The sequence below is a fragment of the Faecalibacterium sp. AF28-13AC genome, from assembly GCF_003478405.1.
Taxonomy (GTDB): Bacteria; Bacillota; Clostridia; order Oscillospirales; family Ruminococcaceae; genus Faecalibacterium; species Faecalibacterium prausnitzii_E.
On sequence record NZ_QUFG01000005.1, the window covers coordinates 1 to 12,759 of the forward strand.

Genomic DNA, 12,759 nt, shown 5'->3' on the forward strand with positions numbered 1-12,759 from the left:
AAAAAATGACGAATGCTCTTTAACAGCTAAATGCTGTAAGAACATTCGTCATGGTGCGAAGGAGGGGATTTGAACCCCCAAGGATAAACCACACGCACCTCAAACGTGCGCGTCTGCCAGTTCCGCCACCTTCGCATACTGTTTTGGTGCAATCTCCGATCTCTGAGGTGTGAAACCGTGGTGCGGACTGCTCAAGTATAGTACCATAATCTCCTGGGAAAGTCAAGCGTTTTTCATAGAATTTTTCGGCTCTCATATCTTGTACGGAGACGCTTTTTCATAAATTCACAGCATGAGGAGGTTTTTGGTGTGAAGGTGCAGAAAAAGTTTTTATTACAGGGCGCGATCCTTCTATTTCTGGGGCTGGGCTTAGGTTTTGGGCTTGGGAGTTTCTATGCTTCTGCGCCGGTCATCGGGTGCCGGGAAAATGACCTGACGCCCATCCCGGACGAAGGTTTCATCTCCCCTGCCGCAAGCGAAGTGCCGGCCGGGTCGGTGCCGGAAACGCCGCCCGCACCACCGGACAAATGGGTCTGCCTGACCTTCGACGACGGCCCCAGCAAGACGACGCCGGACGTTCTGGCCGCGCTGAACGCCGCCGGAGTCCGGGCCACCTTTTTTGTGGTGGCGACCGGGTACAACGAGAAGTATCTGCCGCTTCTCGCTGAGGCAGAAGCCGCCGGGCACCAGATCGCATTCCACTCTGCCTCGCACGAGTACAGCGACATCTACCGGAGCCCGGACGCCTACTGGCAGGACCTTGCCCTGCTGAAGGAGCGCATCGCGCCCTACGTCTATACCGAGAGCATCCGCTATCTGCGCTTTCCGGGCGGGAGCACCAACACCGTCAGCCGACGCTACGGCGGCAAAGGCATCATGAGCGAACTGAAAGCGCAGGCCGCTGAAAAAGGCTTCACCTCTGTGGATTGGAACGTCTGCGCCGAGGATGCTGTGGGCGGCAAACCCAGCGCATCCACCATCTACCGCAATGTGGTACGGGAGACCGGTGAACAGACCCAGTGCATCGTTCTGATGCACGATTCCGCCACCACCCACACCACCGCCGAGGCCCTGCCGGACATCATCCAGTGGTATCGGGATCAGGGGTTCACATTCTGCCGCGTAGAGCAAGTGCTGCCAACACCATAGCGGCCACCGCCGCAGGGAGCAGCCGCCAAAGCCATCGAAGCAGGCGCTCCCGTCTGGGCGGCAGCCCCGTTTGAAGCGACTCCGGGAAGACCGCTTCGCAGCAGATGGAATCGCAATAGCGGCCCTGCCCCCGCCATGCTTTGTAGCGGATGCCGTTCCACTCAAACTCCGGATACATCCCGCCTTTTGTAATGCGCAGGGGGCTTCCCTGCGCTTCGGCATAGCGCTGCAACGCTTCTGCAAAGTCCTCCGGGGTGTTGATGGACTGCTCCGATACGATATAAAAACGCTTTTTCTGTTCGTTTTCTGCCACCGTGCGGTAATCCTTGAGCCAGCCGGTGAAGAATCCGCCCGGCTCCTGCGGGTCCTGCATCCGTTTCAGGCAGTCGTCCACATCCAGCTGCTCCATCCGGGGTGCCTGCCGGGTCAGCTCCGCGCAAAAGCGGATCGCACCCGCCAGCCGGAAGGCCTGTTGTTCCAGCACTGCCTGCTGTGCCTGGATTGCTTCGGCCAGCGGCTGTTCTCCACGGAGAACGCTTTGAATGGTGGGCAGCGGCAGATCCAGCATCCGAAGCATCCGGATCAGTTTCAGAGTCCGGACATCTTCGTCGGTATAATCCCGGTAGGCATTGCTCCGGTTGCGGGCAGGCGTCAGCAGCCCTTCTTTTTCGTAAAAGCGGATGTTGGGGCTGGAGACCCCGCTCTGTTCCGAAGCCTGTTTGATGTTCATTTGCTTCACCTCCGCCCTTACACTACACCATAAAGTCGGTGGAAGGTCAAGTATTTTCCTCAAAAAAGCGCAAAAATGCCCCGGCGGGCACAAAACCTGCCGGGGCACTGGTTTTTCAATGGCGCTTACTGTGCGTTGTTGAAGAGGCTGAAGGCGCGATATGCCATGTACAGGTCACTCTTGTGGATGACCTCGAAGGGAGAGTGCATGGACAGCACGGGCACACCGATGTCCAGCACGGGGATGCCGCGGTTGGCCACATACTTGGCAATGGTGCCGCCGCCGCCCAGGTCCAGACGGCCCAGCTCACCGATCTGCCATGCCACGTTGCCCTTGTCGAGCATCCGGGTAACATCGCTGACCAGCTCTGCGCAGGCATCGCTTGCGGAACCCTTGCTGCCGCCGCCGGTGTACTTGAAGATCGCCACGCCACGGCCTGCATAGGTGCCGTTCATCGGCTCGAAGGCGCTGGCCCAAGACGGGTCGTAGGCAGCGGTGACGTCTGCGGACAGGCAGACGCTGTTGCGGAAGGCCAGGATGTCGTCCTGACCGGCAGTGCGGCACAGCTCCTGCATGAAGTGGAAAGCATACATGCTCTGCATACCGGTCACACCGTCGGACCCGATCTCTTCCTTATCGGTGAGGACACAGACAGTGGTGTAGGCCGGGGCCTTGGTCTCGATCTCAGCCATCAGTGCGGGGTAAGCGTCCACACGGTCATCGTGGCCGTAGCCGCCCACCATGGAGCGGTCAAAACCGACGTCACGGCACTTGTAAGCCGGGGTGATCTCGATCTCGGCCCGCATGAACTCCTTCTCGGTGATGCCGTACTTCTCGTGGAGGAGGATCATGGTGTTCAGCTTGACGGCTTCCTTGACGTCCTCATCCTCCACAGCATCGGAACCGATGAGGATGTTCAGCTCCTCAGCCTTGATGCCGTCCTTCAGGGTGCGGGTGTTCTGCTCGGCGCTCAGATGGGGCAGCAGGTCGGTGATGCAGAAGACGGGATCGCCCTCGTCCTCGCCGACGCGGACGGTGACGGTGGTGCCGTCGTCGCGGGTGAAGACGCCGTGGATAGACAGCGGCATGGTGCCCCACTGATACTTGCGGATGCCGCCGTAGTAGTGAGTCTTGAAGTAGCTCAGGTGGTCGGACTCATACAGCGGGGTCGGGCGCAGGTCCAGACGGGGGCTGTCGGTATGCGCGATGACCAGACGGAAGCCGTCCTCAAAGCTGCGGGTGCCGATGGTGGAAGCCACGACAGCCTTCTTGAACTGGACAAAGTAGACCTTATCGCCGGGCTGGTAGGTCTTTTTGGGGTCGAACTCCACGTAGCCGGCATCCTTGAGCATCTGCTCGCTCTCGGCGGCGACTTCGCGCTCGGTCTTGCCGTTGTCGAGGAACTTCTTGTAGCCCTCGGCAAAAGCGTGTGCCTTCTGCTTGACGTCTGCATCCTTGTCGGCGACGTAAGCAGGCTTATAGAGCAGCTTTTCGGCCAGCTGCTGGGTCGGAGTTTTTTCTGCCATAGAATTTCTCCTGCCTTTCTGTTTCTATATTCCTAAATATTTCAAACCGGGAGGCCCGGTTCAAGCGGATCAAGTGCCATACAGATTCTGATACACTGCATAGCAGGCGGTGATCTTTTCCACGTAGTGGTGCATCTGGTTGTAGGGAAAGCCCTGCAGCGTGATGCCGTCGGCGGAGTGTTCTTCCTTTTGCAGCAGCGCATCCACCGTGCCCCAGCCGCTGTGGTAGGCCGCAGCCGCTGTGGCGACATCGCCGCCGTAGCGCTCCATGCAGAGATGGAGGTAGTAGCAGCCGAACCGCAGGCTGACAGCGGGGTCATACAGATCCCCGAAGGTGACGTTTTCCCCTTCCGCGATCTTGCTGCGCAGCCAGAGGAAGGTTTCCTCGGTCATCTGCATCAGGCCGCGGGCCTCGACGCTGGATGTAGCATCCGGGTCAAAGCCGCTCTCCGTCCGGACGAAGGAGTAGACCAGCAGCGGGTCGAGGTCGTACTCGGCAGCGTACTGCTCCACAAGGGCGGAATATTTGCAGGGATAGAGCGTTTTTTCCACCCGCGTCCGCACCGGCGGCAGGCAGAGGATGCCCAGCGTCACCAGAAACACCAGAACGAGGCCGTTCAAAAATCTCTTCGCATTCAAACCGAGGGTCGCGCACCACCTTTCGTGCCGCCTTCCGCCAGCAGCTGCTCGCAAAGCGCGTTCGCAGCTGCTTCCAGTGCGGCAAGGTCTGCGTCGTTGCGCAGAACGTAATCGGCGCGGGCCAGCAGGGCTTCTTCGGGCGTTTGGGCGTTCAGGCGGCGCGCTGCCATTTCGGGCGCGATGCCGTCCCGCTTTGCGATGCGGGCCACGCTCGTTTCAAATGGAGCCGTCACCACAGCCAGACGGTCGCACTCGGCTTCGGCCTCTGTCCCGACGATGACCGCACCATCCAGCACAAAGAGCGAAGCCCCCGCCTCTTCGGCAGCGTGTTTTGCCAGCCGGATGCGGCGGACGATCTCCGGGTGGGTGATGGCGTCCAGCGCCGCTTTGCCATCCGGCGATGCGAACGCACGGTCTGCCAGCAGGCGGCGGTCCAGCGAGCCGTCCGCCCGGAGGATGTCTGCCCCGAACCGCCGGGCCAGCACCGGCAGCAGCGGCGAAGACGGCAGCAGCATCTCCCGCGAGATCTGGTCTGCGTCGGCCAACGGGACCCCATGGGCCGAGAATACCGCGGTCACGGTGGATTTTCCGCAGCCGCTGCGGCCCGTGATGCCAAGCGTGATCATAGCGCGATCACCCGGAAAGCCGCCGCCCGGATGAGGCGGTTGTACACCGCCATGGACAGGCCGTCTTTCTGCGGGCAGCGAGCATAGACGACGCCGTCGCCCTGCTCATCCAGTGCGCGGAGGCTGCGGAAGATGTGCTTTGCCTGGTCGGCACCATCGCCCTCGCGGCCATACTCCACACAGGGCACACCGAGTTTTTCGGCCTCGCCCGTGAAGCAGAGGCAGCTGGGATTCTGGTCCATGTGGGCCTCCACGTAAGCCTTGAACTGCTCAAAGGTGCCGTCCAGCAGGGTGACATCCGCCTTGGGGGCGTAGTGCTTATACTTCATGCCGGGGCTGCGGACGACCGCGCCCTCCGGGAGCTTTTCGAGGATGGCCTTGGAGACTTCGACCTCTTCGCCGAGGGCGCGTTCCAGGTCTTCCAATGTAATGTGGCCGGGGCGGAAGAGGGTGGGCTTATCGCCCACGACCGACACGACCGTGGACTCCACGCCCCAGTCGCACTCGCCGCCGTCCAGAATCAGGGGCAAACGGCCGTTCATATCGGTGAAGACGTCCTGTGCGTTGGTTGGGCTGGGTTTGCCGGACAGGTTGGCCGAAGGGGCCGCAAAGGCGCAGCCGCTGGCCTCGATGACCGCACGGGCCACGGGGTGGCTGGGCATCCGGATGCCGACGGTGTCCAAACCGGCGCAGCACTCCGCCGCCACCTCCGGGCCGCGCGGCATGATGATGGTCAGCGGGCCGGGGCAGAACGCCGCCATGAGCAGCTGTGCCCGCTCCGGCACCTCGCTGACGAGGCCGGGCAGCATCTCCGGGCCGGTGATGTGGACGATCAGGGGGTTATCCTGCGGGCGGCCCTTGGCCACAAAGATTTTTGCCACAGCTTCCCCATTGCGGGCATCGGCTGCGATGCCGTAGACCGTCTCCGTGGGCAGGGCCACCAGCTCGCCGCGCCGCAGCAGCGCAGCCGCTTTCGCGATGCCCTCGCCCTTGGCGGGTAGTATCTCAGTTTTCATTTCCATGCGAATCATCGTTCTTTCTATCTGTAAAGTATATATTCTTTACACCATTTCAGGTGCATTATTTGTCGCTTTGTGTGTTGAGCTGGCGGAGCTTTTCGGCCTGCTCATGGGTCGCCAGCGCATCAATGATCTCGTCCAGATTGCCGTCTAAAATCTTATCCAGATTGTGCACGGTCAGGCCGATGCGGTGGTCGGTGCAGCGGTCCTGCGGGAAGTTGTAGGTGCGGATCTTCTCGCTGCGGTCTCCGGTGCCCACCTGGCCCTGACGATCGGCATTGATGGCATCCTGCTGTTCCTTCTGCTTCTGGGCCAACAGGCGGCTGCGGAGGATCTCCAACGCCTTATCCTTGTTCTGGAACTGGCTGCGCTCGTTCTGGCATTCGACCACCATGCCGGTGGGCAGGTGCGTCACCCGGATGGCGCTGGACGTCTTGTTGATGTGCTGACCGCCCGCGCCGGAGGAGCGGAAGGTGTCGATGCGGAGGTCTTTCGGGTCCAGCGCAAAGTCCACCTCTTCCGCCTGCGGCATCACGGCCACCGTGGCCGTGGAGGTATGGATGCGGCCCTGCGTCTCCGTTTCCGGTACCCGCTGCACCCGGTGGACGCCGCTCTCGTACTTGAGGCGGTTGTATGCCCCTGCGCCGTTCACCGCGAAGATGGCTTCCTTCACGCCGCCAAGCTCCGTCTCGTTGAGGTTGAGCACTTCCAGCTCCCACCCACGGCTCTGCACATACATCGTGTACATCCGCATCAGGCTGTGGGCAAACAGGGCAGCTTCCTCGCCGCCTGCCCCGCCGCGGATCTCCACGATGACGCTTTTGCCATCGTTCACATCCTTGGGCAGGAGCAGGATTTTGAGAGAATTTTCCAGTTTTTCCACATCCTGACTTTTTTCGCCGATCTCCTGTTGTACCATTTCCTTAAAGTCCGGGTCGAGGGTCTCCCCTTCGAGCAGGGCTTTTGCCTGAGCAAGATGATCCTGCGCCGTTGTCAGGGCCTGATAGGCCTGCACCACTGGCTCGGCCTCATGGTATTCCTGCATCAGGCGGCGAAACAGTGCCGGGTCCGCCGCTGTTTCGGGCTGGTTCAGGCGGACCGAAAGCTCCTCGAACCGGTGGCAGACCGCATCCATCTGAGAAAACAGTTTTGACATACTTGTGCAGTTCTCCTTATCGTTCTCATGGGATGTGGCGGTTCGTCACTCGGCGGCACCGGGCTTCTGGACCTTTTTGATGTTTTTTTCGATCTTTGCGCGGGGCAGCATGACCTCTCGGCCGCAGCCCGTGCAGCGGATCTTGAAATCCATGCCCACCCGCAGCACCTCGAAGCTGGACGCTCCGCAGGGGTGCTTTTTGCGGGTGAGGATGGTATCTCCAACTGCGATATCCATGAACAGCTCTCCCTCCTGCCTGTGCCCTCCGGCACAGGCCCGTATCGCGGCCCGCGCCGATTTTGCATCGGCCGCCGCATACAGATATAGTATAATCCAAACTCGTATAAAATGCAATTGTCAGCGCATATGGTTTTACTGCCGCCGGGCAAAACGGCGGGTGCGCAAGACAAAAACAGCACAGAAAGAGGAATGAAGAATGATGCAGACTTATCGTACCGAAGGAAATTACCGCAGTGCAGACCGGCTTTCGGCTGCGGAGCTGCGGGCGGCCATGGCCAGCCGCGAAATTTTGCAGAGCACCGCACTGGCATTCGACACGGCCCGCCAGCTGCGGTTCGAACTGGGCGGGGTGCGGGCCGTGATGCCCTTTGAGCAGTGTGCCGACGGAGCCGAGACGGGCAGTGTGCGGGACATTGCCGTGCTCACGCGGGTGGGGCGGCCCACCTGTTTCGTCATCGAAGAGTTGGGCACCGATGAGGCCGGCCAGCCCTGCTACCGGCTCTCCCGCGCCGAGGCGCAGCGGATGTGCAAGGCAGACTACCTCGACACCCTCCGCCCCGGCGACATCCTGCCCTGCACCGTGACCCACATCGAACCGTTCGGAGCTTTCTGCGACGTAGGATGCGGCATCAGCGCCCTGCTCCCCATCGACTGCATGTCGGTCAGCCGCATCTCCTCCCCCGCCGACCGGGTCAGCGTGGGGCAGCAGATCCTGTGCGTTATCAAGAGCCGGGATGTGCAGGGGCGGTTCGTCCTGACCATCCGGGAGCTGCTGGGCACCTGGGCCGAGAACGCCGCCGGTTTTACCGTGGGCGAAACGGTGGTGGGCATCGTGCGCAGCGTGGAAGAATACGGAACCTTCATCGAGATCGCGCCGAATCTGGCCGGGCTGGCCGAGAGCTGCCAGGATCTTCACCCCGGCCAGGCTGTGAGTGTTTACATCAAGAACATCCTGCCGGAAAAAATGAAGATCAAACTCGTCATCGTAAACCACAGCCTCGGCCAGAGCCACCGGTTCGAGCTGCATTATTTCATCACCGAAGGCCACCTGGACCACTGGCTCTACTCCACGCCCGACAGCCCCAAGCGGATCGAGACCGATTTTTCGGTTGCGGCTTGCAATCCGGCGTAAAACCCTTTATACTATAAAAAGAAGATGATTTTCCGCAATCTGAAACTTGAGGGGGATGTGCAGAACGATGGCCGCTAACGATGCTTTTACCGCCGGTGTCCGCCCCGGCGGGCTGACCGACAGCACCGAGATCCGGTTGCTGCTGTGTTATCTCGTGAAGAATGCCGGGCCGATCACCCGCACGGAGATTGAAAACGCCCTGATGGAGGAAGCGCTGGTCAATTATTTTGAGATCGGCTCCTGCCTGGATGACATCACCCAGCAAAAGCTGGTCACGCTGGCCGATGGGCGCTACACCATCACCGAAAAAGGGCGCAAGGTCGCACAGGAGCTGGCCTACGACCTGCCCCGCAGTGTGCGGGAGCGCGCCGTAGCCGCCGTGCTGCGCAGCCAGACCTGGGCCCGCAAGGAGGCACAGTATGCGGCCCGCATCACCGAAAAGCCGGATGGGCACTGCTCCATCCGCTGTACCATCAAAGCGCTGGATCAGGAGTTGTTCTGCCTGAACATCGGCACACCCGACCGGCTCAGCGCTGACCTCGTGAAAAAGCAGTTCATCCTCAAGGGCAACGAGATCTACCAGATGCTCATCACCAAGCTCACCGAAGAGACGAACTGACCCCTGCAAGCAAAAACCGCCGCTGTTCCGGGAAGACCGGAAGGCGGCGGTTTTTCTTTTGCTCGTTCTTTCGTTATTTCCAAAGCTCAGCAGCCACCAGCTCCAGCACACTGCCCGCGATGCAGCGGGCCTTGTCGGAGATGAGGAAGCAGTTTTCCAGCTCCTCGCGGCGAGGGTCTACATCGGCCACCTTGAAGCCCTTCGGCACCGGGTAGCCATCCCGCAGAAGACCCCGCAGGATGCCGGAGATCTGCGTCGTGACGGGGACGGTCTCCCCTTCCGGCGTTTCGAGCAGAGCGATGGTCTCGCCAGCCTCCACAAAATCTGCGATGGCGCGGCGATTCCGGAACACACCGGCGGCGGGCGAATGGATGACCCGCTCGGCCCCATAGCCGCCGATGACGCCCGGCACACCGGAGTTCGGCGCAGCAGAGCCTGCCCGGATGATGCGGCCCAGTTTGTGGCCGCGCTTGGTCTCCACCACCACGTCCACATCCTGCCCGGCCACAAAGCCGGGGCCGAGGGCAATGGTCAGCGGAGCCATATCCCGCGTGGTTCCGAGATTTTTCTTGGCAATGATGGCATCCACCAGCACGGCAGGCTTTGCCGCAGCCAGGCAGCTGCCCTTCGGGTCCACCAAAACCGGGACGGCGTTCTGTGCCCAGACGGCGTCTGCCTCGGCCAGCGAAGCCACCCGCACGGCCCGCAGGCCCTCCACGGTGGTCTCGCCCTCATAGACCGCCTCGCACAGGGACACCTGACGGCGGATGGCGGCGGGGTGCTCTGCTTCCAGCACCAGCACCCGCAGCCCGGCAGACCAGAGCCGGTGGATGGTGCCGGTGGCAAGGTCTCCGCCGCCCCGCACCACGATCCGTTTTTCCTGTTTCATCGTTCATTCCTCCGGTTCGATCCGCTGTAAAAAGACCTGCATGGAGCCGCCGCAGGCCGCAATGGCTGCATCATCGCCTGTGCCGTCGGTGGTGAGATCGGCCAATTGGGCGGGCGCTGCCGCCCCGGCCAGCATCTTCCCGGCCAGCTGCTGGATGCGGTATTCCATGATGCCGCCGCCCACGCTGCCTACGGCCCTGCCCTCCGGCAGGACCAGCATTTTGGAGCCGACTTCCCGCGGCGTGGAGCCGTGGCGGGACACGATGGTCGCCAGCACTGCAGGCGTTTGCAGCGCCCGGAATGCTTCCAGAATGGCGGGCGGGAAGCCCTCGGTCAGCGAGCGGGCACTCTTGACCTGCACGATCTGCGCGAGGATGGAAAGCGCGATCTCCTCCGCCGTTTTGGCCCCAATGGCCAGACCGATGGGCGCACGGAGCTGCTCCACCCGCGCCGGGTCCAGCCCGGCTTCGGTCAGCTGACGGCGCACCAGAGCCGCGCGGCCCCGGCTGCCCATCATGCCGACATAGGCGGCGGGCTTTTGCAGAATGGCCGTCAGACACTGGACATCGCAGCTGTGGGCGCGGGTAACGACCACAAAATAGCACTCTGCTCCGCCGGAGACTGCTGTAAGGCCCTCTTCAAAGGGCAGGCAGAGCACCGGGTCGGCCCCGGCCTGCCGCAGCTGCCCGGCAAATTCCGGGCGGTCCTCTAAGGCGCAGACAGGCAGACCCAGCAGCTTTGCCAGCCGCACCACCGATGCCCCCACATGACCGCCGCCGCAGACCACCAGACGCGGGGCTGCACCGAATCGCTCGGCAAAAACACGAAGCGCCCCAAATGTCTGCACTCCGCTGGCAGTCACCTGCTGCAGCGCAGGCAGCTGTGCTTCCAGACACGCCGCCGGATGTTCCGGCCAGACGGGCACACCGCCGCACAACAGCAGCTGCGCCCCTTGCGCCGCGCCCTCCAGCACCGTAGCCAATAGGTAATCGCCCGCCTCACGGTTCAAAGCATCACAAAAAGTTCGGGGTTCCATGCAAGGGTCTCCTTTTTTTCAAGTCATTGTTCCACCTGCGCAACGGCATCGTAGGCGGTAGGGTCAAAGCGCTCCCGCCAGCACTGCCAGTCCTCCGGCAGCATCCGCCACGCCAGACCGCACCCAGCGGAAAGCTCCCGCGGCAGCGGAATGAGCCGGCCGGGGATGTGCTCGGCAAGGCAGCGCTTTTCCCACGCCATGGCATCCACCGTAGCGCGGAACGAAAGCACGATATACGGTCGTTTTGCTCGCATCTTATTCCTCCAATGCCAGCGCACGGACCGCCTTTACGGCGCATCGCACCTCGGCTTCGGTGTTCTGGTGCGAAAAGCTGAACCGCACCACGCCCTGCTCCACGGTGCCCAGCGCCCGGTGCATCTGCGGGGCACAGTGAGCACCGGCCCGCACACAGATGCCGTATTCCTCCCAGAGCGCATCCGCCACACGGGCGGAGTCCTCTCCGGCAAGGTTCAGCGAGACGATCGGCGCACGGGGGGCTGTCAGCGTTCCGTACAGAACGACACCGGGGACCTCCCGGACGCCCTCCCAGAACGACCGGGTCAGCGCCATTTCTCTGGTATGCAGCGCCTCGACCCCCTGTTCCAGCAGCCAGCGCACCCCGGCCCCCAGCCCGGCAAGGCCGGGGACATTCAGCGTACCAGCTTCCAGCGCCGTGGGCATCTCTGCAGGGTGGGCTTCGGCAAAGCTGTGCACCCCGCTGCCGCCCACAACAAGCGGCGCGACCCGCAGCCCCGGCCGGACATACAGCCCGCCGGTGCCCTGCGGGCCCATCAGCCCCTTGTGCCCGGTGAAGCAGAGCACATCCATGCCGAGGGCCTGCACGTCGATGGGCAGGCTCCCCGCCGTCTGGGCAGCGTCCACGATCAACAGAAGGCCGTGCTTTTTTGCCACCCGCGCCACAAGGGGCAGATCGGTGGCATGGCCGGTCACATTCGATGCCCCGGTGACGACGATCGCTCTGGTGTTGGGCCGGACCAGCTGCTCGAACTGCTCATACCGCAGAACGGCGCGGTCGTCCACACCCACAAAGCTGAGCTGTACCCCCTGTTCCCGCAGGCGGTAGAGGGGCCGCAGCACCGAATTGTGCTCGCAGACCGTTGCAATGACATGGTCGCCGGGCGAAAGCAGCCCGCCGATGGCGGTGTTGAGCGCCTGGGTGGCGTTGGCCGCAAAAGCGATGCAGGCCGGGTCCTCTGCGTGGAAGAGCTCTGCCAGCGCCGTGCGCGTGTCGTAAACGATGCGGGCCGCGTGAAGGGTCGGTTCATGCGCCCCGCGTCCGGGGTTGCCCGCCGTTTGCAAAGCCGCAAGCATCGCCTGCCCCACCACCGGCGGCTTTTGCAGTGTGGTGGCGGCATGATCGAGGTAGATCACGGCTTGACCACGTTCCCGGCGTTCAGCATTTTTTCCGCAATGACGTACATATTCGTCACGGTGCCGATGCGCAGTTTCTCGGTCAGACCGTAGAAATTCAGGCAGGTGCCGCAGGTCAGGATCTCCACGCCCTCGGCTTCCAGCACCTTGAGGTCTTCCAGCATCGGGGAACCTTCGCAGGTCAGGTGCGCGCCGCCGTTATAAAACAAAATGGTCCTGGGCAACTTCTCCTGCTGGGTCAGCGAGAAGACGAACGCCTTGAGCAGGGTCCTGCCCAGCTCCTCGGCCCCCTCGCCCATCGTATCCGCTGCGATGGCCACCACGGTATCGGTGCGGGCATCGGGTGTGCAGACGGCAGGCTCTTCGGCCGCAGCGGAGGCATCGCCCACCGTGAACCGGACGCGGTACTCCCGCTCGGCCAGCTTCTCCGCGCTGGAGCCATAGCCCTTCTGCTGCGCCATCTTGGTCAGGTTCTGGACGGCGATCTCATTGTCCACCAAAACCTCCACCTCGCCTGCACCGTTCAGCGCAGCGATGGCCTTTTTTGCCTTGACAACGGGAAGCGGGCAGGCATCCCCGCGTGCATCTACGTTCAACATCATCGTTC

Annotated in this window: 15 protein-coding genes and 1 tRNA gene; 3 read left to right on the plus strand and 13 right to left on the minus strand. The window is 62.3% G+C overall.

Annotated elements, in window-relative coordinates; genetic code table 11:
• Window positions 1-51: 51 nt before the first annotated feature.
• Window positions 52-135 (minus strand) — tRNA-Leu (locus DWY95_RS07850).
• 174 nt (window positions 136-309) lie between these two features.
• Between DWY95_RS07850 and DWY95_RS07855 the strand changes: the two genes are divergently transcribed.
• Window positions 310-1,149, plus strand: a complete 840-nt coding sequence (locus tag DWY95_RS07855) for a polysaccharide deacetylase family protein (protein ID WP_243082670.1) — start codon at window positions 310-312, stop codon at window positions 1,147-1,149.
• Here DWY95_RS07855 and DWY95_RS07860 read toward each other — a convergent pair.
• The 7 genes from DWY95_RS07860 to DWY95_RS07890 form a co-directional block, all read right to left on the minus strand.
• Window positions 1,109-1,879: a MerR family transcriptional regulator gene (locus tag DWY95_RS07860; protein WP_187116970.1), complete on the minus strand. Its 771-nt coding sequence runs from the start codon at window positions 1,877-1,879 to the stop codon at window positions 1,109-1,111. The genes DWY95_RS07855 and DWY95_RS07860 overlap by 41 nt on opposite strands.
• Before the next feature lie 125 nt (window positions 1,880-2,004).
• Window positions 2,005-3,405 carry an aminopeptidase gene (locus DWY95_RS07865; RefSeq protein WP_097792153.1) on the minus strand — a complete coding sequence of 467 codons (1,401 nt, stop codon included), beginning with the start codon at window positions 3,403-3,405 and terminating at the stop codon, window positions 2,005-2,007.
• A 69-nt stretch (window positions 3,406-3,474) separates the two neighbouring features.
• Complete coding sequence (locus tag DWY95_RS07870) at window positions 3,475-4,026, minus strand: lytic transglycosylase domain-containing protein (RefSeq protein ID WP_242700060.1); 552 nt, start codon at window positions 4,024-4,026, stop codon at window positions 3,475-3,477.
• 14 nt (window positions 4,027-4,040) lie between these two features.
• On the minus strand, window positions 4,041-4,670 hold the full coding sequence (gene coaE / locus DWY95_RS07875) for a dephospho-CoA kinase (protein ID WP_118553066.1): 630 nt from the start codon (window positions 4,668-4,670) through the stop codon (window positions 4,041-4,043).
• The gene (locus tag DWY95_RS07880; protein ID WP_242960661.1) at window positions 4,667-5,692 is read right to left on the minus strand and encodes an L-threonylcarbamoyladenylate synthase; all 1,026 of its coding nucleotides are present in this window, start codon (window positions 5,690-5,692) and stop codon (window positions 4,667-4,669) included. Before DWY95_RS07880 ends, coaE begins: the two co-directional genes overlap by 4 nt.
• A gap of 58 nt (window positions 5,693-5,750) precedes the next feature.
• The gene (prfA, locus tag DWY95_RS07885; protein WP_118553067.1) at window positions 5,751-6,845 is read right to left on the minus strand and encodes a peptide chain release factor 1; all 1,095 of its coding nucleotides are present in this window, start codon (window positions 6,843-6,845) and stop codon (window positions 5,751-5,753) included.
• 45 nt (window positions 6,846-6,890) lie between these two features.
• On the minus strand, window positions 6,891-7,082 hold the full coding sequence (locus tag DWY95_RS07890) for a DUF951 domain-containing protein (protein ID WP_097792148.1): 192 nt from the start codon (window positions 7,080-7,082) through the stop codon (window positions 6,891-6,893).
• A 199-nt stretch (window positions 7,083-7,281) separates the two neighbouring features.
• Between DWY95_RS07890 and DWY95_RS07895 the strand changes: the two genes are divergently transcribed.
• Together DWY95_RS07895 and DWY95_RS07900 are read left to right on the plus strand one after the other, a co-directional pair.
• Window positions 7,282-8,217 (plus strand): S1 RNA-binding domain-containing protein, encoded by a 936-nt coding sequence (locus tag DWY95_RS07895; protein ID WP_118553068.1) that lies wholly within the window; start codon window positions 7,282-7,284, stop codon window positions 8,215-8,217.
• A gap of 67 nt (window positions 8,218-8,284) precedes the next feature.
• Window positions 8,285-8,836: a DUF4364 family protein gene (locus DWY95_RS07900; protein WP_118553069.1), complete on the plus strand. Its 552-nt coding sequence runs from the start codon at window positions 8,285-8,287 to the stop codon at window positions 8,834-8,836.
• A gap of 73 nt (window positions 8,837-8,909) precedes the next feature.
• On the opposite strand, the gene yqeB is transcribed toward DWY95_RS07900, so the two are convergent.
• The 5 genes from yqeB to yedF are packed head-to-tail and all read right to left on the minus strand — an operon-like array spanning window position 8,910 to window position 12,754.
• Window positions 8,910-9,725, minus strand: a complete 816-nt coding sequence (yqeB, locus tag DWY95_RS07905; RefSeq protein WP_118553070.1) for a selenium-dependent molybdenum cofactor biosynthesis protein YqeB — start codon at window positions 9,723-9,725, stop codon at window positions 8,910-8,912.
• A gap of 3 nt (window positions 9,726-9,728) precedes the next feature.
• Window positions 9,729-10,760 carry an XdhC/CoxI family protein gene (locus DWY95_RS07910; RefSeq protein ID WP_118553071.1) on the minus strand — a complete coding sequence of 344 codons (1,032 nt, stop codon included), beginning with the start codon at window positions 10,758-10,760 and terminating at the stop codon, window positions 9,729-9,731.
• 23 nt (window positions 10,761-10,783) lie between these two features.
• Window positions 10,784-11,014: a DUF3343 domain-containing protein gene (locus DWY95_RS07915; RefSeq protein WP_118553072.1), complete on the minus strand. Its 231-nt coding sequence runs from the start codon at window positions 11,012-11,014 to the stop codon at window positions 10,784-10,786.
• Window position 11,015: 1 nt separating this feature from the next.
• On the minus strand, window positions 11,016-12,152 hold the full coding sequence (locus DWY95_RS07920; RefSeq protein ID WP_118553073.1) for an aminotransferase class V-fold PLP-dependent enzyme: 1,137 nt from the start codon (window positions 12,150-12,152) through the stop codon (window positions 11,016-11,018).
• Complete coding sequence (gene yedF / locus DWY95_RS07925) at window positions 12,149-12,754, minus strand: sulfurtransferase-like selenium metabolism protein YedF (RefSeq protein ID WP_337995338.1); 606 nt, start codon at window positions 12,752-12,754, stop codon at window positions 12,149-12,151. The genes DWY95_RS07920 and yedF overlap by 4 nt, the downstream gene beginning before the upstream one ends.
• Between the last annotated feature and the right edge of the window lie 5 nt (window positions 12,755-12,759).